10 protein-coding genes are annotated in these 23,508 nt (G+C 67.5%); 2 read left to right on the top strand and 8 right to left on the bottom strand.

The window, feature by feature from the left end; all coding sequences use genetic code 11:
• The first annotated feature begins 105 nt into the window (after positions 1 to 105).
• Both BTHE68_RS29120 and BTHE68_RS29115 read left to right on the top strand, forming a co-directional pair.
• The gene (locus BTHE68_RS29120) at positions 106 to 1,308 is read left to right on the top strand and encodes a YbfB/YjiJ family MFS transporter (RefSeq protein ID WP_162069790.1); all 1,203 of its coding nucleotides are present in this window, start codon (positions 106 to 108) and stop codon (positions 1,306 to 1,308) included.
• On the top strand, positions 1,305 to 2,537 hold the full coding sequence (locus BTHE68_RS29115; RefSeq protein ID WP_162069789.1) for an MFS transporter: 1,233 nt from the start codon (positions 1,305 to 1,307) through the stop codon (positions 2,535 to 2,537). The genes BTHE68_RS29120 and BTHE68_RS29115 overlap by 4 nt, the downstream gene beginning before the upstream one ends.
• A 716-nt stretch (positions 2,538 to 3,253) precedes the next feature.
• Here the strand turns inward: BTHE68_RS29115 and BTHE68_RS29110 are convergent.
• From BTHE68_RS29110 to BTHE68_RS29075, 8 genes are all read right to left on the bottom strand, one after another.
• Positions 3,254 to 4,522: an MFS transporter gene (locus BTHE68_RS29110; RefSeq protein ID WP_162069788.1), complete on the bottom strand. Its 1,269-nt coding sequence runs from the start codon at positions 4,520 to 4,522 to the stop codon at positions 3,254 to 3,256.
• A gap of 85 nt (positions 4,523 to 4,607) precedes the next feature.
• Positions 4,608 to 5,537 carry a LysR substrate-binding domain-containing protein gene (locus BTHE68_RS29105; protein ID WP_162069787.1) on the bottom strand — a complete coding sequence of 310 codons (930 nt, stop codon included), beginning with the start codon at positions 5,535 to 5,537 and terminating at the stop codon, positions 4,608 to 4,610.
• 44 nt (positions 5,538 to 5,581) lie between these two features.
• The gene (locus BTHE68_RS29100; protein ID WP_162069786.1) at positions 5,582 to 6,877 is read right to left on the bottom strand and encodes a sugar efflux transporter; all 1,296 of its coding nucleotides are present in this window, start codon (positions 6,875 to 6,877) and stop codon (positions 5,582 to 5,584) included.
• A 108-nt stretch (positions 6,878 to 6,985) separates the two neighbouring features.
• Positions 6,986 to 9,079, bottom strand: coding sequence for a site-2 protease family protein (locus BTHE68_RS29095; RefSeq protein ID WP_162069785.1), 2,094 nt, complete (start codon positions 9,077 to 9,079; stop codon positions 6,986 to 6,988).
• Positions 9,079 to 10,428 carry an efflux RND transporter periplasmic adaptor subunit gene (locus tag BTHE68_RS29090; RefSeq protein ID WP_162069784.1) on the bottom strand — a complete coding sequence of 450 codons (1,350 nt, stop codon included), beginning with the start codon at positions 10,426 to 10,428 and terminating at the stop codon, positions 9,079 to 9,081. The genes BTHE68_RS29095 and BTHE68_RS29090 overlap by 1 nt, the downstream gene beginning before the upstream one ends.
• Before the next feature lie 10 nt (positions 10,429 to 10,438).
• Positions 10,439 to 11,206, bottom strand: coding sequence for an efflux RND transporter periplasmic adaptor subunit (locus BTHE68_RS29085; RefSeq protein ID WP_232078242.1), 768 nt, complete (start codon positions 11,204 to 11,206; stop codon positions 10,439 to 10,441).
• Positions 11,187 to 12,815, bottom strand: coding sequence for a TolC family protein (locus BTHE68_RS29080; protein ID WP_232078240.1), 1,629 nt, complete (start codon positions 12,813 to 12,815; stop codon positions 11,187 to 11,189). The genes BTHE68_RS29085 and BTHE68_RS29080 overlap by 20 nt, the downstream gene beginning before the upstream one ends.
• Before the next feature lie 22 nt (positions 12,816 to 12,837).
• Positions 12,838 to 23,352, bottom strand: a complete 10,515-nt coding sequence (locus BTHE68_RS29075; protein ID WP_232078238.1) for a cadherin-like domain-containing protein — start codon at positions 23,350 to 23,352, stop codon at positions 12,838 to 12,840.
• Positions 23,353 to 23,508: the final 156 nt, after the last annotated feature.

The following is a 23,508-nucleotide window of genomic DNA, read 5'->3' as shown; positions in this document are numbered from 1 at the left end:
AAGATTATCTTCCGTTCCACGTCGATTCTCTCTTCAATCGATCGAATATAGACTGGCCTTCATCGAAGGGCGCGCGTGCGTGCCCGATGCAGTCGTGGAGGCAGTATGCGATACGCAGTCTTGAATCGGTCGGAACGTGGCTCGTTCCAGGTCTGGCGCGGCGTGCTCGCCGGCGCGAGCGCGAGTCTGGTCGGCATCGGGCTGGCGCGGTTCGCCTATACGCCGCTCTTGCCGGCGATCATCGGCGCGCACTGGTTCCCGGCGTCGACGGCGGCTTATCTCGGCGCGGCCAATCTCGGCGGTTATCTCGCGGGCGCGCTCGCGGCCGGCGTGCTCGCGCGCCACGCACGCGCCGCGACGGTCCTGCGCGCGATGATGGTGCTCGCCACCGTCGCGTTCATCGCGTGCGCGTTTCCCGTCTCGTTTCTCTGGTTCTTCGTGTGGCGGTTTCTGTCGGGAATTTCCGGCGGCGCGCTGATGGTGCTCGCCGCGCCGACGATCATCGCGCATGTCGCGCCGGCGCGTCGCGGCTTCGCGAGCGGAGCGATCTTCACGGGCATCGGGCTTGGCATCGCGGCGTCGGGGACGATCGTGCCGCTGCTGCTGCGGCAAGGGCTCACCGAGACGTGGCTCGGGCTCGCGGTGGTGTCGCTGTTGCTGACTGTCGTCGCGTGGAACGGCTGGCCGTCGCAGGATGCGCCTGTCCCGGCGCCTGTGACTGCACACACGCACGCGAAAGCGCCGTCGCCGCCCGCGTTGCGCGCGCTGTTCGTCGAGTACGCGCTCAATGCGGTCGGTCTCGTGCCGCACATGATCTTTCTCGTCGATTTCATCGCGCGCGGACTCGGCAAGGGTGTCGATGCGGGCGCGCAGTATTGGGTGCTGTACGGCCTCGGAGCGATTGCCGGTCCGCTGCTGGCGGGCCATCTCGCCGATCGCGCGGGATTCGGGCCTGCGTTGCGCGTCGCGTATCTGCTGCAACTGATCGCCGTCGCGATTCCGGCGGTCACGTCGAATGCTTCGCTGCTGATGGTGTCGAGCGTGCTGGTCGGCGCGTTCACGCCGGGCATCGTGCCGCTCGTGCTGGGACGCGTGAATGAACTGCTCGCGCATCATCCCGCCGCGCAGAAGGGCGCGTGGCGCAGCGCGACCACGGGTTTCGCCGTGCTGCAAGCGCTCGCGGCGTATGGAATGTCGTTTCTGTTTTCGAGCAGTGGCGGGGACTACCGGTTGTTGTTCGGGATCGGCGCTGGGGCGCTTGCGGTTGCGTTGACCGTCGATCTGTTTGCTGCGTTGAGGTCGAAATGAGCCATGTCATTCAAGGGGCGATGCCGCTCGGCTACGCCGAACGTAACGAGCAGTACTGGCGGCGCAATCTCGTCGTGTGCGTATTCGGTTCGTTCACGACGCTCGTGAGCCTGAGCATGCTGCTGCCGTTTCTGCCGCTGTACGTGCGGCAACTCGGCGTGGAATCGCAGCGGGCGGTGATCGAATGGTCGGGTGTCGCGTTCAGCGCGACGTTTCTCGGCACCGCCGTCACCGCGCCGCTGTGGGGACGGCTCGCGGATCGCTATGGCCGCAAGCCGATGCTCGTGCGCGCGGCTGTCGGCATGGCGGTCGTGATGTCGCTGATCGGGGTTGCGCATTCGGTGCATCAGCTGGTTGCGTTGCGTCTGATTGCGGGGCTGGTCGGCGGTTACGCGTCGGCATCGACGGTGATGATCGGCACGCAGGCGCCGCACGAGAGGGCAGGATGGGCGCTCGGCATTTTGTCGACGGGCGCGCTCGCGGGCAATCTCGCGGGACCGCTCATCGGCGGGCTGTTGCCGGGGTTGATCGGCATTCGCGGGACGTTTTTCGCGGGCGCGGGGATGATCGCGGTGGCCGCGCTCGCCACGATCTTCCTCGTGAAGGAAGACTTTCATCCCGCCGATGCGAAGAAGCGCGCGGCGCACACGGCATCGACGCATGCTCATCGCACGAACTATGTCGTGGTCGCCGCGCTGCTCGCAACCGCGATGATGGTGCTGCTCGCGAACATGTCGATCGAACCGATCATCACCGTGTATATCGGCAGTCTGGGCGTGACGGCCGATCGCGTGGCGCGCATCGCGGGCGTCGTGATGGCATGCTCCGCGCTCGGCAGCATGCTGACGGCGGCGCGGCTCGGCGCGCTGGCGGATCGCATCGGGAGCTGGAACGTGATCGTCGGATGTCTCGTGCTGACCGGCGTCGCGATGATTCCGCAGGCGTTCGTGCATCAGTGGTGGCAGCTCGCGGCGTTGCGCGTCGTGATGGGGATGACGCTCGCCGGTTTATTGCCCGCCATTTCGAAGCTCGCGCGTAGTGCCGTCGATGAACGCAGCAGCGGAACGATGCTGGGTTATCTGCAATCGGCGCAGTTCAGTGGGCAAGTCGTCGGGCCGGTGATCGGCGGACAGATCGGTGTGTGGTTCGGGCTGCACTCGGTGTTCTTCGCCACGGGCAGCCTGCTGATTGCGTGTGCGGGGCTGGCGTTTTGGGCGCGGCGTCGCTGAAGTGTTGCGCGTGGTTTTCGTTGGCGAGGTTCAGGTTTTCGCCGGATCCCGTTAGCGTGTTGGTCGGTTAGCGTTGCCCCTGTGCGGGGCGGCAGTCACTTTCTTTGCTGCTGCAAAGAAAGTAACCAAAGAAAGCAGCTTGAGCCGCCCGCGGTCACACGCAATTTGGGTGTTCTTCTCGTTGTTCGTGGGCTCTGTAGCGAGTGCCCTCATAGGCCTAATCGGGCTTGGACCGCGCACGGTCTGACGAGCTAGTCGTTTAAGCGCGCTGGTTCAGCACGAAATGGCTTCGGCACAGCGCTACGCGCTGCCGTTGGGTATGCGAGGGAAACCAACGAGAAAAGAGAAACGCAGAAGCTCACGCAGACCCGATGTACCCATCGGCCGCGAAGCGGGCCGGAGCCATTTCGTGCTGAACCAGCCGCTTGCGCGGCGCGACGTGACAGACCGTGCGCGGTCCAAGCCCGATCAGGCCTATGAGGGCACTCGCTACTGAGTGCCACGAGCGAGGAGAAGAACACCCAAATTGCGTGTGACCGCGGGCGTGTCGAGCTGCTTTCTTTGGTTACTTTCTTTGCAGCAGCAAAGAAAGTGACTGCCGCCCCGCACAGGGGCAACGCCAATAGACCGACGCGAAAACGGGACCCGGCAAAAGCCTGAAAACGCGCCTCAGAAAACTTCGCGCATACCTCAAAAAAATGCCTTACATGATCCAGTCAGGCACGCGCGCCCGCGATCGATGCATCGGCAACAGGCCGGTCATCGATCGGAAAATGCAGCAAGGCCGCCACGAGCCCCGCTACCGCCGTCGCGCCCCAGATCAGCGAGTACGAACCCGTCGTGTCGAACACGTAGCCGCCGAGCCACGCGCCGAGAAACGAGCCAAGCTGGTGGCTCAGAAACACGACGCCGAACAGCGTGCCGAGATGCCGCGTGCCGAATACCTTCGCGATCAGACCGTTGGTGAGCGGCACCGTGCCGAGCCATGTCAGCCCCATCACGGCGGCGAAGACGACGACGGAAACGCTGGTCGTCGGCAGCAGCACGAAGAGCGCGATCGTGCCGCCGCGAATCAGATAGAGCCACGCGAGCACGTGGTGCTGCCGCCAGCGCCCGCCAAGCCAGCCGCATCCCCAACTGCCGATCATGTTGAACAGGCCGATCAGCGCGAGCGCCGTCGCGCCCAGCCCGACCGGCATGTGGCACAGCATCAGATAGCCCGGCAGATGCGTCGCGATGAACGCGAGCTGGAAACCGCAGGTGAAAAAGCCGAGCGTCAGCAGCCGATAGCCGCGATGCCGCGACGCATACGCCAGCGTTTCGCGCAACGGCATCGTGGCGGGTTGCGCGTGTGGTTCGTGCTTTTCGTGCGATTGCGCCGTCTTGCGCGCACGGCTCGCGCGATCGAGCACGATGCCGAGCGGCGCGGCGAGCAGCAGCACGAAGGCGAGGGCGTACAGTGACGCCGCCACGCCCGCATGCACGCGCACTTCCTGCGCGAAGGGCACCATCAGCACTTGCCCGAGCGAGCCGCCCGCGCTGGCGAGACCCATCGCGACACTGCGCGTTTGCGGCGATGCGACGCGCCCGACCGTCGCGAGCACGACGCCGAAGCTCGTGCAACTGATGCCTATGCCGACCAGCACACCCAGCCCGAGCACGAGCATCCAGCCAGATGTCGCGGCGGCGGCGAGCGCGAGTCCGGCGGCGAAGGTGGCCGCGCCCGTCGCGACGATGGGCGCGGCGCCATAGCGGTCGGCGGCTGCGCCCGCGAACGGCTGCGCGAAACCCCACACGAGATTGTGCAGCGCAATAGCGAAGGCGATCAGCGTGACGGGCATGCCGCGATCGAAGGAAAACGGCCCGATGAAGAGCCCGAACGTCTGGCGCACGCCCATGGCGGCGCTCAGGATCAGCGCGGCGGCGCCGATGAGCACCCACGTCGTTGCGCGGTTCGTGCTCGTGGTGGTCGACAGGGACGACATGGCTGGCAATCCTCCTTGCGGCCATCCTCGCAGCCGAACGCCCGTGCTGGCAAACGAAAAGTTTTCGTGGACGGTTGAGCGCAGTTCAACCGCGACATTCGTGGTCTGCGCCGTCGATGAATCCGGCCGCCTGTTCGATCAGCCAGTGGCGGAACGCGACGAGATCCGCCCGTGCGCTCGCTTGCGGCGTCTCGCAGAGCCAGTAGGCAGTCTGCGTCTCGACGCTCGTCGGCGACGCCGCGACGAGCGTGCCCGCCGCAAGTTCGCGATCGACGAGCGGACGCCGGCCGATCGCGACGCCGAGCCCGGCCGCGGCGGCATCGAAGGCGAGTTGCACGGTATCGAAGCGCAGGCCGCCGTGGAGATCGAGACCATCGAGATCATCGAGACCCGCGCCGTCGATCCATGCCTGCCAGTCCTGGCTGGCCGTATCGACATGAATGAGCGCCGCGCGTGTGAGATCGACGACGCCGTCAGCGTTAGTCAGCCCCGCGCGATAGTCCGGGTTGCAAACCGGCACGAGCCGCTCGCCGAACAGACGCTGCCACGATGCGCCGTCCACCGGGCCGCGGCTCAGGCGCAGGCCGAAATCGAAGCCATCGACGGGAAAGCCTGCCTGACGGCGCGAGGTGTCGACACTGACGTCGATGTTGGGCCAGCGCGCGCGGAAATCGGCGAGGCGCGGGACCAGCCAGCGCGCGGCGAGCGTCGGCGCGCAGGTGATGGAGATCGAGCGGCGCTTGCGTTTGTCCGGCAGCGTCTGCGTGCCGATGGCGATGAGCGAGAACGCCTCGGCGATATACGGCAGATAATGTTCGCCCGCGGGGCTCAGCGACAGCCCGCGCGGCTCGCGCACGAACAGCTCGACGCCGAGCATCTCTTCCAGCGCGCTGATGCCGTGGCTCACCGCGCCCGGCGTCACATTGAGTTCGGCTGCGGCGAGCTTGAAGCTGCGGTGGCGCGCGGCGGCTTCGAAAAGACGGAGCGCGTTGAGAGGCGGAAGGCGCTGGGGCATGTTGGCGTGCGCGGATTGGCGGCGTAGGTGCGGCTAGTTTGCCATCAGCGGGCCGGCTGCCGCCATGCTTTCCATCCGTCCCAGATACGCCGGGCGATGAGCCGGAACGGCGGATTGACGAACAGCACCGCCGCGCCCAGCGCGATGAAGCCGCAGACCAGAAACGTCCCGCGATAGCCGAGCGCGGCCACGAGCGCGCCGGACAACACGCCGGAAAGAATCGAGCCGACGCGCGACGCGTTGAAAAACAGCGCCGTGGCCGAGCCGGGGCTGCGCGGCATCAGGTCCTGCATGTAGGTCATGCCGAGGCACGAGATCACCGAGACGACGAATGCGTTGAAGGCCTGCATCGGAATCAGGAATCCGACGTTCGACGCCGCCGCGACCGCAACGAAATAGATCGTATGCACGACCGCGCCTGCCGCGAGCCAGCGCTGCTTGTTCAGACGCGAGCCGCGCGCGCCGAGCGCCAGCATCATCGGAATCTCGAGCAGCGCGCCGAGCCCCAGCATGACGGAGACGTCGATGCGCGAGCCATGCATGCCATGCACGACGTACAGCGGCAGAACGATCATGGTGGCGCTCGCGGCGAGCCCGATCAGCGTCATCGCGATGGTGGCGCGCGTGATCTCCGCGCGCGTGTGCGGCGCGCCGGCGTGCGGCGGCACGAGTTCTTCGGTGTCGGGCGCGGTCACTTCGAGCGGTGATGTCGGATCGCCGGCGTAGTGCGCGGGCGCGCTGTGCGGGTCGCCCCTGGGGGACTCGTGCATGCGCCAGACGATGCCGCCGCACGCGACGAAACAGGCCGCCGCGAACAGAAACAGTCCGTAGAAGCCGGCGGCGGCCAGGACCAGCGCGCCGACGGAAGGCCCGAACACCCACGCCATCGAGAGGACGGTTCTGAGCGTCGCGAGGGCGAGGGCGCGTTCGGCTTCGTCATCGACGGGGAGCGCGGCGCGCGCGAACGAGAACACCAGCGACATGGCGGAGCCGCCCGCGCCCAGAAACACGACGCCGATCGCGACCAGCGCAGCGTAGTCGCGCACCAGGCAAAGCAGCAGGAATCCGAGCGACGACGCGACGAGCGCCGCGAGCAGGAGTCCGCGATGATGGCCGTGTCTGTCGGACCACTTGCCGGCGAAGGCGCTGGCCACCACGCCGCTCGCGGCGATCAACGTCATGAACACGCCGAGACGCAAGGGGCTCATGTCGGCCTGTTCGACGCTGAACAGCGACAGATACGGCGCGGTGAAGGACATCGCGATGCCGAGCATCAGCGTCGCAGCGGACAGCGGCAGAAAGAAGGGAATCCGGGTGAGACTGAGCAGGCGCGTGTTCATTGGGGCGTGGGGGCGACTCGGGGGCGAGTCGGGATGAGCGGGGCGGGCTCGGTTGCAAACATCACGCGATTGTAGCGGCGCGCGCCAGCGTCCTCGGGAGGAGCCGCATCAAAATCCGCTCTGCCGGATCAGCGCGCCGAGCACATGCGTGCCCCCTTCGACCAGCAGACTCCTGCGCGCACCATCGATCTGCAACTGGCCGCGCGTTTCCCACATGTTGACGGGCGGCGCATCCAGTCCGACGAGCACATGAAACAGCGCCGGGTTCGGAACCAGTGCGCCACGCTCCGACGACACCGCCAGCGGCCCCTTGTAGCGCGACGCGAGCATCGGTTGATCGAGCTGACGCACACGCGTGGTGTCGATGGCGAGCACGCGCCCGGCGATCGGCGCAACCTGTCCGACGGGATAGAAGCGCGCCCGGTCGCCGACGGCGATGCGCTGAACCTCGTCCTGTTTGACGAACGCGTCGACCTGCCAGCTACGAGGATCGATCAGCACGCCCACCGGCACTTTCGGGTTGATCCATTGCCCGGCGCGCCATTGCGGATCGACATCGGTCCAAAGGCCCGCGAATGGCGCGCGCAGGCTCAGGCGTGCGATCTCCGAATGCGCGGCAGCAGCTTCCTCGACCTGCACGCGCAGGCGCTCGCGCACCGAGGTCTGCTGATCGAGCCCGTTCGCATCGGCGATGAGGCCCGCAAGGCGGCCTTCGTAGCCGCGAATGCCGGCTTCGCTGCGGCGCATCCGTCCAGCGATGTCGGGTTCGTCCATCTCCATCAGCGTGGCGTCGGAATGGACCGGGCCGCCCGGCCGAATCGCCTGGATGCGCGCGGGAAACGGCACGAACACGCGCAGCACGCGCTCCGCACGCGCGACGCCGTCCGCGTGGATCTGCGTGCGCCAGGGCACCGCCAGCAAGCCGAGCGCGCCGGCGACCAAAACGCCGAACACGAGCCGGCGCCCCCGCGCCACGCGCCGCCGATTCGCCCACCAGTAACCCAGTTCGCGCCACACCGGCAGCACGATGAACCAGCTCACTTCGACTGCGAACAGCATGATGCCGAGCAGCTTGAAGAAGAACAGATACACGGTAATCGCGATACCGAGAAACAGCACGAGCCGATACAGCCAGGTCACGAACTCGAACGCGACCAGCAGACGCCGTTGCATGACGCCGAACGGTTCGGGCCACGGATCGTCGAGGCCGAGAATCGCGCGTCGAAGGCTCACGCGCGCGAGTGCGGACGCCCGGAAGTGCAGGTTCGGAAAGTCGAGCAGATCCGAAAGGATGAAGTATCCGTCGAAGCGCATGAACGGACTCGCGTTGAGCGCGAGCGAGAGCACCCAACTGGTCGTCGCGAGATAGAGGAACGCGTTGCGCAGCGGCCCCGGATCGCTCAGCGCCCAGCACAGCGTCGAGAGGCCCGCGAGCGACAGTTCGCACAGAATGCCCGCCGACGCGATCGCGAGCCGCTGGCGCGCGCGCTTGAGCTTCCAGCTTTCGCCGGTGTCGGTGTAGAGCATCGGCCACAGCACGACGAACGCCACGCCCATGTGCGCGACCTTCAGCCCGAGCCGCGTGGCGACGATCGCATGCGCCATCTCATGCAGCGTCTTGGCGACGATGAGCGCAAGCGCGAAACTCACCATGCCTTCGACGGAGAAGGACTCGACCACCGCCTTCGTGAACACGTCCCACTGCTGAAGCACGAGCACGATCCCGCCGACGCTCGCGATCACGACGATGATCGGCGTAGCCGGCGTGAAGAGCCAGCCGAGGCGCTTCGCGAGCCAGGCGAGAAAGCGCTGCGGGCGCACCAGCGGAATGCGGAAGAACAGATAGTGATGCAGCCACCAGCGCCACGTGAACCATTGCGCGCGCTGGGCGCGTCGCAGACGGGCGAGCGTATCGGGTGTCGGCTTGAGGAGTCCGTGCCGTTCGAGAAACGCGCGGAATGCGATCACCTGCTCGATCACGGGCCTCAGCGCGGTCTCCTGCTCGATCTCGCTGCAGATCTGCGCGGGCGGCCTGTCCCAGCGCAGCAGACATTCGAACTCCAGCCAGCCGATCCGATAGAAGCGGTTCACGACGATGTCCTGGATCACCCACGCGGGCTCGCCGTTTCGTCCCGGCGATGCTTCCGAGAGGCGCAGGTCTTCGCGCAGGGCGGGCGAGGGCGCGTCGGGATCGATCGTCATTACAGTCCCGACCAGGCGCGCAGCGAGGCGAGCGGCCGGCGCAGCAGGTAGTACGCGAGGCTCACCGGCCGGCCGTACAGCTTCGCCGTGCCGTGCAGGCCGAGCCGCGCATGCTCGCGCTCGTTTGCGTCGTCATCGACACTCGCGAGCAGCCGGTACGCGACGATGTCATCCTCGGTCGCCTTCGCCTCGTAGCTCGTCTCGACGATGCGGCCGTGCAGCGGCGCGAGCGGCCACGCCGTCAGATAGAGCGTGACCTCGTCGCCGGGATCGAGCGCGATGGCGTCCGCGACGGCCAGATGGATGAGGATCGCGGGCTTGCCCGGATCGGCGAGTTGCAGGATGCGCTCGCCGGTGATGACGGGCTTGCCGATCCAGTCGTTGGGATCACTGAACACGGCCACGCCGTTTTCCGGCGCGAAGACCCGCGTGCGCTGCAACTGCGCCGTCACTGCGGCGAGTTCCGCGCGGCGCTGTTCCGCGACGCCGTTCAGCACGGTCAGCTCGTTCTTGCTCTGCGCGTTGTCGAAGGCGCGCTGGCTCGCGGCGGTCAGTTCCGCATCCGCGACGGCGACCTGCCGTTGCAGCACGTCGACGCGGCTTTTCAGCGACGTCTCGTCGAGCGAGAAGAGCAGCGCGCCCGCGTCCACGCGCTGATTGGGCCGCACGGCGAGCGAGGCAATGACGCCGTCGATCGGCGAGCTGATGATGCGCGCGCTGCCCGAGACGATTTCGGCGGGCGCGAGCACGGTCTGCCGCACCGGAACGAACAGCAGCAGCGCGGCCGCCGCGCACGCGGCGAGCACCTGCCGGCGCGACGGCCGCCAGCCGAAGCGCAGGCTGCGCCGCGTGAGCGACCACCAGCAGTAACCCCAGGTCTTGACCGTGCCGCGCAGCACTGCGGCGAAGGCTTCGGCCGGCGGATCGTCAAGGAGCACGAAGAGCAGCGCGAGCCGCTTGCCGTTCGGCGCATGCACCGGGACGCACCAGACGCCGTTCGGCCACCATTCGGCCCAGCCATCGGCGATGTCGGGCGGCGGATCGACGGCGTCACGCGCGAACCATTGCGGCTCGTCGCTGGCGAGCCGCGCCGCGATCCACGCGCTCGCGCGCCCGAGCCAGACGAGATAGGGCGAATCTTCGGCGGGCGAGGCGAGACCGGACGCGCACACGAGCTCGCAATGCCTGCCGCGATCGGCGAACACGAGCGCCTGCCGAAAGGGCTGCACCGCGTGCAGATCGTTGGCCATCGTGAACGCGAGCGCATCGACCGAATCGGCGGCCATCGCGCGCTCGCGCAGCGCGTCCAGATAGAGCAGCAGCGGCGCGGGAGGGAAGGGTTCGTTCATCGCGGCTCGTTCAGGGATTCGCCGGAATCCGCGCGACGCCGCTCATGCCCGCGACGAGATCCGGCGGCGCGCCGTCGAGTTGCGCTTCGAGTTCGACTGTCTGCGCGACCGCGTCGACCCGCGCGTTGACCGCGCTCACATGCGCCGGATACGTCTTGCCGGTTTCGTGGATGGTGATATCGAGCCGGCTGCCCGAGCGCAATTTGACTAGCAGCGCGGATGGCACGTTCAGCCGCACCTTGAGGGCGCCGTCGCTGACCAGATCGACGATCGGGGTGCCCGCGCTGACGGTCTGATACGGCTTGACGTACACCTTCGCGATACGTCCGCTGAACGGCGCGATCACCTGGCAATAGCCGAGTTGTGCTTTCGCGAGCGAGAGCGCGCCCTTGGCCTTTTCGACATCGGTGGACGCCATCGCCACTTCGATATCGCCCGCCGCTTTCAGATCGCGCAGGCTGCGCTTGGCGGCGAGATTCTGAGTCGCCATGTTCAGCTCCGCTTTCGCGACGCTCGCGCGCGCCTGCACTTCGGCGCAGTTCATCTGCGCGATCACGGCGTTCTTTGCAATCGGCTTGCCGAGCGACGCGTGCAGCTCGGTGACGGTGCCGTTCATTTCACTCGACAGCGTGGTTTCGAGACTGGGCGCGAGCAGCACGCGGATCGCGTTGGGATCGTCGAGACCGTCGCCGGCGGGTTTCGCGGCCTGCGCGAGCGGCAGGACGAACAGCAGAAGCGCCGCCGCGCGCCGAAAGCGTTCAGCGCACGGATAGGGCATCGCTCGCTCCGGCCGGATGGGCGACAAGCGGTTGCGCGATTGCAGGCGCGGGCGGCGACATCTGTCCGAACGGCGCGAGCGGCGCGGCCGAATCGGGGGCGGGAAGCCTCGGCAGATACGTCTCCTGCCGCGTCATCGTGCGCTTGATTTCGAGTGCGAGCGTATCGACGTCGTCTTTCGCGATGGCATCGGGCATGACGTCATAACCCAGCGAGTTGTAGAGCCGTCCCCACGCCGACTGGCAGTCGGAATACGCCGCCTCGCGCAGATAGCGCGACAGCAGATAACGCCCTTCGGCGCGGATCACTTCCAGCTCGGACCCGAGCGACGCCGTGCGGGCGGCGTTGGCGTAATCGAGGAGATCGTGATCGACACGCAGGCTGTCGTCGGCGAAGCTCAGTTCCTGCAACGCGAGCTGATAGCGCAGCGAGCCGATGCGCACTTGCGTGAGAATCGCCATCGAAAGCGCCATGCGCCGCAGGTTGTCGGTCTGCTCCTGCGAGGCGGCCTGCTCGTTCAGCGCCGGCAGTTGCAGCAGCCGGAACAGATTCAGCGACACGCGCACGCCCACCGCCGCCCAATAGTTGTTGTAGAGATAGGTGTTGGAGTCGTAGTTCACATTCATGTCGATGCCGATGTTCGGCCACAACTGAGCCTTGGCGATCCTGATGTCGTTCTCGTTGACCCGTTTGCGATACCACTCCTCCATGATCTCCGGGCGGTTCTGCAGGGCGATCAGTTCGAGCGTCGGCTGCGGCGTGGACAGGGGCGGCAATGGCAGCGCGCCATCGTTGGTATCGGCGAGCACGAGCGGCGTGCCGGGCGGCAACGACATCAGCGCGACGAGTTCGGCCTGCGCGAATTCGAGATCCTGGCGGCGCACGGTCAGGAGCGAAATGGCGTCGAGCAGCGCGCGCTGATAGGCCAGCACGTCCTGCCGTGGCATGAGCCCCTTGTCCTGCGCCTCGTGTGCATTGCGCAGCGCGGCCTGGGTGCGCGCGATCAACTGATCGACTTCCGGTTTCAGGCGCTGCGCGGACAGCGCGCGCCAGTAGGCGTTGCGCACGTCCTGAAGCACGTTCTGCGCGACCTTGCGGCGGCGCTCCTCGGCCATCAGCATCTGGTCGGAGCGTTGCTGCGTGCGGTAATACGCCATGCCGAAGTCGATCAGGTTCCACGTCATGCCGAGCGACACCAGTTCGTGATAGCGCTGCTCTGACGTCGACGGCCGCAAGCTCACCTGCCGATCCTCGATGCCGATCGACGTTCCGCCCGAGTCGTTGCTGCGATACGAATAGCCCGCCGAGGCCACCAGTTGCGGCAACAGCGCATTGGTCGAGACATCGCGCAGATTCGCCGCGAGCGCGCTTTCCATCAGCTTGAGCCGGTAGTCGAGGTTGTACTTCAGCGCGCGCGCGGCGGCCTGATAGAACGTGATGGGGCCTTTGACCGGCTCCTGTGCGTCGTACATGGCGAGCTGGTCGGTGACGACGCGATCGCGGATCTGATCGGTCGTCGCGGGTTGCGGCTGAAGGGACGAGCAGCCCGCGAGAACGCACAGCGCAAAGGCGGCCGCGGCTCCGGACAGATGCGGCTGAGGTCTTGGCATGGCGCGAATCCTCGTTCGAGAGCTAGCGGCTGGCCGTTCTGCCGCGCATGGCGGGCAGCTTGCGCGCGGCTTCATGCAACTGCGACGCGAAGGCTTGCGCGGTTTTTGCGGGCTCCTTTTCGACGGGCGGATGCATGCCGTCCGTCAGATGGTTCGCGAGCGCGGCGAACACCGAAGGATCGGCGAGCAGGCCGTCGGCATCGAGGCTCACGCGTCCGTGCCGGCCGAATATCCACGCCTGATCGAAGTTGCTCGCGAGCTGGCTGTCGCGTACCGTCCGGCCGACGAATTCGCCGGGCTGAAGCTCGGGCATCGAGCGGGACGCCAATGACGTATCGGGTTCGAGCGGCCAGCCAATCTGGCTGCCGTCCGCCTCGCGCGAGCGCTCGGTCGCGCGTACGGCGTCCGCCTCGACGACGGGCGTCACGAACACGACAGGCACGATGTTCTGTTCTGTCTGCGTATTGGCCGTCGTCGCGAGCGCCTCGTTCCAGTACGGGCCCGCGCCTGCTGGCGGAATATAGGGCGACGAAATGTCGAGGTGGATCACCAGCGCGGCTTGCGCGGTCGCGCCTGCGGTGTCGCTCACGGTGTAGGTGAAGGTGTCCTGCAGCACCTGACCGAGTCCGGCCGCCGCCAGCACCTGCCGGTTCGTCAGGTCGATCGCATAGGTGTACGTGCCATCCGCGTTCAACGTGAGCGTGCCGTAGCGCCCCGCAAGTGCGTGTCCTGGCGCGGCGGTGGCGCCGGTTTCCGACTGTACGCCGGCGACATCGAGATGATCGTTCGCATCGGCATCGGCGTCATTGGGGAGCACGTTGCCGCGTGCCTGCGGCGCGGGCGTCTGATCGCTCGCGACGTTGCTGTCGTCATGCGGGGCGGGTGTATCGTCGGCGCCGTGGAGCGTGACCGTGAGCGTAGCCCGCGAGTTCGCGCCCGCCGTATCGCGCATCTGGTACGCGAATGTTTCGGTGAGCGTGTCGCCGCTCGTGCGCAGCGCCTGCACGGCCGCGTTGGCGTTATCCACGACATAGTCGTAGCTGCCGTTCGCATTCACGACGAGCGTGCCGTAGTGCCCCGCGAGCGCCTGTCCTGCTTCGGCGCTGCCGCCCGCATCGCTTGCGATGCTCACGACCTGTTTCGTCTCGCCGTTGGCTGCGCTGTCGACGTCGGTGTCGTTGGCGAGGACGTTGCCGGTGGCGTCGCGTCCCGGCGTGCCGTTGTTCACGCCGCCGGCTTCGATCGCGGTGCTGCCGTCGTCGCGCGCAACGGGCGTGTCGTTCTGTCCTTCGATGGTGACGCGCAACTGCGCCGTGCCTTGCGCGCCGAGCACATCCACGCTCGTATAAGTGAACACGTCCTGCAGCGTCTGGCCGCTCGTGCGCAGCGCCTGCACCGCGGCCGATGCATTGTCGACGGCATAGCGCCAGGTGCCGTCGGCGTTCATCGTCAGCGTGCCGTATGCGCCTCGCAGCGGCGTGCCGACCGCGCCGCTCTCGCCCTGCACGGCGCTCACGTGGATGGCGTCGCCGTCGGCGTCGGCGTCGTTGGCGAGCACGTTGCCCGATGGGTCCACGCCAGGCGTCGCGTTGCTCATGCCGCCGGCTTCGACGGCGGTCGCGGTGTCGTCGCGGACGACGGGCGCATCGTTGCGTCCGCGCACGACGATCGTGAGCCGCCCCAGGTCCGTCAGGTTGTCGCGATCCCGCACGCGATACGTGAAAACATCGTCGACGGTTTGCAGCGGACCCAGCGCGATGACCGTCGGATTGGTCGTATCCACGCGATAGACATAGGTACCGTTCGCACCGATGAAAAGCGTGCCGTACTGCCCTTGCAGAATCGTGGCGTCGACGTTGCTGCTGCTGCCCGGTGTGATCGCCGACAACGGCTCGGCCGCGGCCGGGCCGCCTGCGCGGGCCGCGTTGCCGCTGAGCGAGTCGGTCTGATCGACGTCGGTGTCGTTGGTGAGCACGTTGCCGACTGCGTCGAAGGCTCTGCCATTGCCGATATTCGCCGAAGCGAGGGCAAAATCGTCGTGGGCGACGGGCGCGTCGAAAGCGCCGCGAATCTGCACGGAGATCTGCGCCGTGTCGCTCGCGCCCGCTGCGTCGTGCATGCGGTAGGTGAAGGTTTCCTGCACGCTCTGGCCGATGATCAGGCGTTGCACGGCCGGCAGGCTGTTGTCGACGACGTAGGTGTAGCTGCCGTTCGGGTTGATCGTGAACGTGCCGTAGGTGCCTTTGACCGAAGTCGCGCCTGCGACGGCGGCGAAGTTGCCCGGCGACGCTTCCGCGCCGACGCGCACGCCATCGACAGCTTTGGTGTCGCCGGCGTCGACGTCCGTGTCGTTGAGGAGCACGTTGCCGGACGGATCGACGCCCGGCGTCTGGTTGAGCGTGCCGCCGGCTTCCATCGCGCTCGCCACGTCGTTTTGCGCGACCGGATTGTCGTTCCTGCCGGAAATGACGATGTCCAGCTCGGCCTGCGCCGCCGCGCCGTGCGAGTCCGTGACCGTGTAGGTGAAGCGCTCGGTCAGAAGGTCGGACGCGAGCCGCAACGCCTGCACATTCGGGTTGGCGTTGTCGACGATGTACTGCCACGCGCCGTTCGCGCCGAGCGTCAGCGTGCCAAAAGCGCCGCGCAGCGGCTGGCCCAATGTGCCCGCCGTGCCCGCGCCCGACGACGCGCCCGTGCGGATCGCCGATACCGTCAGCGGGTCGCGCTCGGGATCGCTGTCGTTGGCGAGCACGTTGCCGGACGGATCGACGCCCGGCGTGCCGTTGCTCGCGCCGCCTGCTTCCACCGCGCGGCCGGTGTCGGTCTGGGGCGTCGGCGCGTCGTTCACGCCGCGCACGGTGATGACGAGTTGCGCCTGATCCGCGAGGCCGCTCGTATCGACGATCCGGTACGTGAAGGTTTCGGTGAGCGTCGCGCCGGGCGCGAGCGCGCGCACCGCCGCGTTGTTGCTGTCCACGGCGTAGTCGTACGCGCCGTTCGCGCCGATGCGGATCGTGCCATACAGGCCCGCGATGCTCGTGCCGTTCGCGGCGGTCGTGCCCGCGGCGACCGCCGTGAGGCCGCCGCCCGCCGCTTCGGCGCCGGTTCGAGCGCCGTTCACCACGAGAAGCGTGTTCGGATTGTCGGTATGGTCGACGTCCGTGTCGATGCCGTTGCCGCCCGGCTGCGTGGTCGTGCCGGGGCGGCTCGCCTGCGTGATGACGTTGCCGGTCGCATCGACGGGATTCACGCCGGTGCTGGCCGAACCGGCGCTGGCCGCGCCCGCGTCGTTGCTCGCGACGGGATTGTCGTTCGCGCCGTGCACCTCGATGCGCAACTGGGCGAGATCGGAGAGCCCGCCCGCGTCGGCCAGCGCGTAGGTAAACGTGTCGACGAGCGGTGCATCGGCGGGTACGAGCGCCTGCACCTGCGCATTGTTGTTGTCGATGACATAGCGATACGAGCCGTCCGCGCCGATGATCAGCGTGCCGAACGCGCCCGCGATGCTCGTGCCGTTGCCGCTCGTCGTGCCCGCCGCGACCGTCGCGAGCGGCGCGTCGACCGCGCTTTCGGGCCGATTCGTGATGCCCGTCACGCGATGCGTTTCGCCGTTCGCCGCGCTGTCGACGTCGGTGTCGTTGGTGAGCACGTTGCCGGTCGCGTTGCTGCCCGGCGTGCCGTTCGCGACGCCGCCCGCTTCGGTAGCCGAACCGTTGTCGTCGACGCCGATGGGGGTGTCGTTCGCGCCGTGGATCGTCACGGTGAGCGTCGTGCTCGCGCTCGCGTTCGCGCTGTCGTTCACGACATAGGTGAAGCGTTCGACCAGCGTCTGGCCGGAGAGCCGCAGCGCCTGCACCGCCGCATTGGCATTGTCGACAACATACTGATAGCCGCCGTTCGCGCCCAGGCTCAACGTGCCATACAGCCCGGCGATGACGCCGCGCCCCACGTTCGGCAGGAAGATGCTCGCGCCGCTCTGGTTGGCGACCTGCACGACGCGCAGCGCGTCGCCATTGGTGGCGATATCGACGTCCGTGTCGTTGGTGAGCACGTTGCCGGTCGGATCGACGCCCGGTTGCGCGTTGGCGTTGCCGCCGGCTTCGGTCGCGCTCGCCGCATCGGGGACGGCCACGGGCGCGTCGTTGACCGCCGTCACCGTGATCGGCAGCGTGCTGGTGGCGATGCGCGCATCGCCCGCTTCGCCTGGAATGCCGTTGCCGTTGAAGTCGCCGAAGTTGCCGCGGTCATTGGTGCTGACCGTGAGCGTATCCGGGCCGTTGAAGTTCGCGTTGCCGAGATATTGCAGGTTCGCGAGCGCGCTGTTGAGCGAGGCGAGCGTGCCCGTCAGCGTGAGCGTCGCGGTGTGCTCGCCCGATTCGGTGACGCCGGCGGGCAGGGCGCTCAGAAAGAGCGTGCCGTGCAGCACGTTGAGCGCGACCTGAAGCGTGCCGCCGCCCGCGTCCACGTCGCTCACGGTGATGCCCGCGAGACTGAGCGTCGTGTCTTCGAGTCCGGTCGGCGATGCGGGCAGCGTGTTGACGGGCGCATCGTTCTGCTCGACATATCCGGCATTCGCGCTCGCCGTGCCGCCATCCGCGAGCGTAAAGCCGATGGTGCCGAGCGGCGTGGCCGCGTCGCTGTCGATACGCACCGCGAGCGCGCCGACCGGTTGCGGATACGTGATCGCGCCCGTGGGCGCCTGAATACGGTAGACGCCGAGCGGCAGCACGCCGAATTCGTAGTGTCCGTTCGCGTCGGTGGTGGCGGTGTAGGCGAGATTGTCGGCGGTGGTGGCGAGATTGCCATCGACGCCCGCCCAGGTCAGCGTGACGGTCTGTCCGGCGAGTCCGGGGCCGTCGGGCGTGGCGGATGCCGTCGCGGATGCCGTGTCGTCCCACAGCGTCCCGCTCACCACGCCGAGGCCCGCCGCGCTCGTGCGAACGTAGGTGTTGGGACTCATGCCCGCGCCGGTGCGCTCGCCGTCCGCCGTGCCCGCGACGCCGACGCCCGAGCCGCCCCAGTTCGTGAAGCTGGCGGGCAGGCTGGTCCAGGTGAGCGTTGCGTTGGTCGGGGCGATGGGCGCGCCGTTTGGCACATCGGCGAAGTAGAACACCTGCACCTGGCTGTTTACCGCGAGTTCGGCGAAGGTGAGGCGAAGCCCGTTGCTCGTGTCCACCGCCGCGCCGATGCCCGCGAGTTGCGCCGCCGTGTAGGTCGTGCCGTTGATGACGAGATGGTCGAATGTATAGCCGGTCGCGCCCGTGAAGCTGTCGGTCAGCACGACGTCGTAGGCCGGCGACGTGCCGCTCTGCGTGAAGCGCACGTCGACCTGAGCCGTGCCGCTATTCGCGCCGACGCCCGGATCGAAGCCGTACACCTGCTTTTGCACGCCGGTGAAGTTCGGCTCGACGATATCCTCGCGCACCGTATCCGCCGTCGACAGCAGACTGGCGCCCGAACGGTCGACTGCGCTCATCGTCAGCGCCGCGCCCGCGACATTGGACGCCTGATTCGCCACGCGCGTGTTGAATTCGAGCGAGATGCCTTCGAGGTCGGCGTCGCTGTCCGGATTGACGATATTGCCGAGCCGGAACGTGATCGTCTCGTTGCCGTTGGCATCGGTGGCGACGCTGATGTTCGCCGCGTTGAGCACGCCCGTGGGCGCGGCGCCCGACAGGTCCGGCGTGATCGGCAGCGCCTCGGGGCTGGTTTCGTTGCCGGTTTCGTTGAGCGTGCCGCCCGTCACGAGACTCGTGATGTCCGTCGTGATGCCGTTGTTCGCGATGAACACGATGCGCGCCGTGCCGTCGTTGATGAAGCGCAGGCCGTTCTGCAGCGTGATCTGCAGCGAGTAGTCGTTGGTGGCGCCCTCGGCAAGCAGCGAGACCACGCGGTATCGAATCACTTCGCCCACGGTGACGCTTTCGTCCGATGCGTCCGTGGGCGCGGGCGCGGGCGTGTCCGCGACACCGCCCACGCGCGAGATCGTCACGACCTGCGCGACCGGCACCGTCAGCGTCGCGCTCGTGCGGTAGTCGTTGAGCGCGCCGCTGTTGAGAAGGCCGTCCGCTCCGGTACGCTCGCCAGCGGGATCGGCGCTGGCCGATGTGGTGCCGTCGAGGCTCGTCCACCGGGCCGTCGCGGTGTTGTCGAACGACGGCACGCTCGCTGCCGACGCGAGCACCGTTCCGGAGACGCGGATCGTCACGCTGCCGCCTTTCGCGATGTCGACATTGGCGCCCGCCGTCGTGCGCAACTGGCCGCCCGCCAGCTCGAAATCCGGGCCGCCGTGATTGGTCGCGCCGTTCTGGTACGTGACGCCGAGGATCGCCAGATTGCCGAGCTGCACGGGCAGCGTATCGAGAAAGCTCACGTCGAACGCGTTGAAATCGGTCGCGCCCGCGCCGTTGCTGATCGTGATGTCGTACTCGACCGTGTCGCCCTGGTCGACACCGAAACGCGGCAGCGCGGGCGTCGTCTGCGTGACCTGCAGCGTCGGCTCCCGGATCACGACGGTCGGCGCGGCGCCGCTCTGCGCGACGGTGCGATCGAGCGCGGCCGCGCCATTGGGCGTGTCGCCGTCCGGATCGCTGTAGACCAGCCGGCCGGGGTCGGCGAGCGTCACGCCCGCCTGATTGCCCGTGGTATTGCTCGCGACCAGATGCACGCGGATCACGAAGGAATCGTTCGCGCCGTTGTTGTCGGCGGTGGCGGCGGAGGTCGCGAAGGTCCAGCGCGGGCCCGCGCCGTCCGCGCCCAGTTGGCCCGACAAGGCCGCGAGGCTCGCCACGCTCACGCTGCCGTTGAAGTCCGCCGCGAGCGCGGCGCTGCCCGCGGCGGTCGTGATGATCTGATAGCCGAGGCCGCCGTTGAAGCTCGTGTCGAGGCGCAGGCCGGCGGGAATCAGGTCGTCGACGCGCAGATTGCGCGTGCCGCCTTCGGGCAGCGTCACCACGATGTCGTAGGTCATGCTTTCGCCGATCACGAGGTCGCTGCCGGTCGTGTGGCTCGCGCTCGAATCGGCGTCGTCGAGCGTGCCGCCGCCGTACCGCACGCTGACGGTGGGCGCGGCGATCTGCTCGTTGGCCGTGTCGGTGAGGTCGGTCGGCGTGAAGTCCGTGCCGCCCTCGACGCTCGCGTAGTGTGTGAGTGCGGCGCTCGTCCGCAGCGTGCTGCCCGCGACGATGCCATTGACGACCGTCGTATCGTACGTGACGACGACGACGTTCGCGCCCGCCTGATCCGCCGCCGTGCCAGCGCGTCCGGCGATCAGCGTCGCGACGCCGCCGGCATCGAGGAACGTGATCGTATTGCCGCTGACGGCGTAGTCCACGCCGGCCGTCAGTCGCGTGCCGTCGCCGCGATAGATCGCGAGATCGGCCGCCGCGAGACTGCCGCCGACGAACTGAAGCCCGCCGGGCAGCGTGACGGTGGTCGAGGCGTCGAACGCGCCGCCGCCGCCCGTGTTCTTGATCGCGGTGGCGAGACGCACGGTGTCGCCGCCGTCGATGCCGCTGACGTTGCCGTCGACGGCTTTCACGTCGGTCACCGAGCCTGTGAAGGGCACGCCGGCGCTGCCCGGCGCATTCCAGGTTCCGGTCGTGCCGGACACGGCGCCGTCGCTGCTCGAGACGACGCCCTGCCGGATGTCGAGCACCGGTTCGGCGACCGAGGCGACCACGGCGACATCGGACGATACGAGCGGCGTGTGCGCGATCGTCGTGACCTGGTTCGATTGCGCGAGCACGTCGAAGGAGCGCTGATCGGCGTAAGGCTGATCGCCCACGCGCATCGTGAAGAGAATCTGGATGGTGCTGCCGCTCGTGGCGTTCGCCGCGAAGCTGCCGAAGTCGAACACGAGCGAATTGCCGCTGCCTTCGCTCACGCTGATGAGGCCGCCCGCGTTCGTGTTGGCCGCGCCGAAGCTCCACTGGCCGACGCCGCTTCCCTGCGTCCAGTTGATGCCGGTCGCGTTCAGGAGCGGCAGCGGCAGATAGGCCGCGATCGAGAACCGTTCGTAGTCGCCGGTGACCAGGTCGTAGCGCAGGCTGAAGGTGACGACATCGCCCGGATTCAGTTCGCCGCTCGCGGGCGGCGCTGTCCCGTTGACCGTGACGAGCGCGATGTCGACCTGATGCGTGGGCACCGTGCTCACCGTCGATGAGTCGTCGCTTACCGAGCCGCCCGTCAGGTTGAGCCGGTCGAGCAGAAGCGTCGCGGCGACGGTCGCGTGATTGCCGAAGGAATCGCCCTCGTTGATGTCGCTCTGCGTGTAGTTGCTCGCGTAACGCTGGCCGACCACGGCGAGATAGTCGATGCGCGCCGTGGTCGCGCCCTGCTGGCTGCCATCGGAGATGATGTCGCCCGCCAGCGCGCCGGGCTGCAGCGCGCGCGCCGCCGCGATCGACGCGCCGATGTCGAAGGCGAGGGTCGTCGTGCCGTTCGCGTTGACGGTGCGCGTCGAGACGAGCGCGATGGTGTGCGTGACGCCGTCCTGCGTGTAGGTGAGCGTCGGTGTGCCGGTGAGCGTCTGGCCGTCGCCAAGCTGGTCCGTCACGATGAACTGTCCCGCGCCGAGCTGCGTCTTGCCGAGCGCGAAGTAGTCGGACAATGCGACATCGAGGGAATAGGCAAGCGTGTCGCCGGGCGTGACGCCCGCCGTGCCGGTGTCGGTTTGCTCGCTGACCTGCTTTTCCAGCGTCGCGGCCTTTGCGATGAAGGTCGTGCCGGTGCCATCGGCTTTGCCGGTGAAGGCGATACTCGTATTCGGCGGCGTGAGATCGCGCGGATCGAGCGGGACCCACTGGCCGCTTCCCGATGCCGTGCCGAACGCGATGCTCACCGGCGCTCCCGTGGTCGGATTGATCACGCTGGCGCCGGACGCATCCGTTTGCGGCACGTAAAAGCTGACCACGGTATCGACCGAACCGCTGAGACTTGCGTATTCCACCGAGTACGAACGGATGAACACGGTGTCGCTGCTGATCGCGGCACTGATGAGCGCGGCGTTGGTCAGCACCGACCCGTCCTGCAACGTGAGCGACGTGATCGTGCCGCCCGCGCCCGGCGTGATAGCGGTGATTTGAACGTTTGCGGGGACGTCCTGATTGATGACCACATCGGTGAGCGTCTGCCCGGTGGCGGCGGTCGCGGTGACGGTTTCCGTGCGCCCGAAGTTGGGGCCGGTGGCGGTCTCGCCTTCGGGCGTGTTGACGGTCTGCTTCAGCGACACGACCGTCGGATGCACGGTGAAGTCCCGCAGCGCGGTCTCGATGATAGTCGGGTCCGCCGTGGGATTGTCGAGCGAATCGTTGCCGAACTGGAATGCGCCGCGCGCGCCGATCGTCAGGTCGGGGCTGCTGTTGGAGAACGCCGTGTCGGCGAGATTGCTCAACTGCGCGTTGACCTGCACGGTGATGGCGGGCTGTCCCTGCGCGACACTCGCGAACGGCAGTTCGAGCACGACGAGTTCGTCGCCGGGGCGCAGACCGTAGGTGGCGGCGTTGACGACGAGCGCGTTGCCGCCCGCGTCTTTCGCGAGCGGATGCACCGCGTGGCCGTTGGCATCGAACGTGATGGTGAAGGCCGTGACCGCCTGGCCGAGGTAACTTGCGGAAACGAACGTGACGCCATCGTTGCCGTCGCGGCCCGTGGAGGGCATCAGGAGATCGACATAAGGGCCGTATCCGACCTGGGTCGACGCGTTCGTAAACGAGACACCAAAGGAGAACTGATTGCCGAGCAGGACGTCCTGCGTGGTGGTCGCGAGCGTGACCGTCGGGCTTGCGTCGGCGAGCAGGTGGTCATAGTGCGCGAGCGCGTAGGCGGAGAGCGCGATCGGTTTCTCGAGCGTGCCGCTCGTCACTTCGAGCGTCCAGTCGCCGCCGAGCGTGGCGCTGCCGGTTGCGTCGTCGGATGCGCCGACGGTCGTGCCCGTTGCGCTTGCGAGCGTCTGCACGAGTGCCTTGCCCGCATCGCCCGCGCCGATGTCGCATCCGTACAGTTCGATGTCCGCGTCGCGGTTCAGATGGCTGCGCCATGTGCCGAGCGCGTCGGCCATCTGGACGAGTGTCGTGCTCGTGAAGGTCTGATTGCCGAGCGTGAACTGGCCTGCCGCGCCGTGCGAGAAGATCTGCACCGAATCCGCGTGGCCCATGCCGGCCAAGGCAGCCGAGATCGCGCCGACGGCGTCCTGTCCGGGTTGCACGACGAGCACCTGCGTTCCGGCCGGCGCTTGGGCGAGCAGTTCGCCGCCGTTTTCGACGCGGCTGTCGACCACCACGAGGTTGCGGGGTGTGACGGCTGGTGCGGCAGGGGGCGCAGCCACGGGTGCGGGCGGCGCGGTCGTGCTCGGGCGCACCTCCGGCGCGGCGGCAGGCTCGCTCGTGGCCGCGGCATGCGCGGGGTCGGAGTGATGCTGATGATCGGCCGCGGACGCGGCGGCGCCATCGAACAAAATGCGCTGTTCGAGCGCCAGGGCTTCGCTGCGCGGCCTCAGGTGCTGTGCAGTTCTCGGAAAATGCAACAGATCGGCCATTTTCGCCTCGCGATGCGACGAAATTGAAACGGCAACCCGGATCTCATGTCTCCGCTGTCAGAGACATGGAGAAAATTTCGGTATTCGAAACAAAGCGGATCCGCATTTCTGCTTCACGCGAAACGGATCTCGTTCTCTCGAATAAATTTGTATACG

It is taken from the genome of Burkholderia sp. THE68 (genome assembly GCF_009938265.1).
In the GTDB taxonomy this organism is placed as follows: Bacteria; Pseudomonadota; Gammaproteobacteria; order Burkholderiales; family Burkholderiaceae; genus Caballeronia.
Note: the sequence above shows the minus strand (reverse complement) of the source record. Positions and strands in the feature narration are given on the sequence as shown.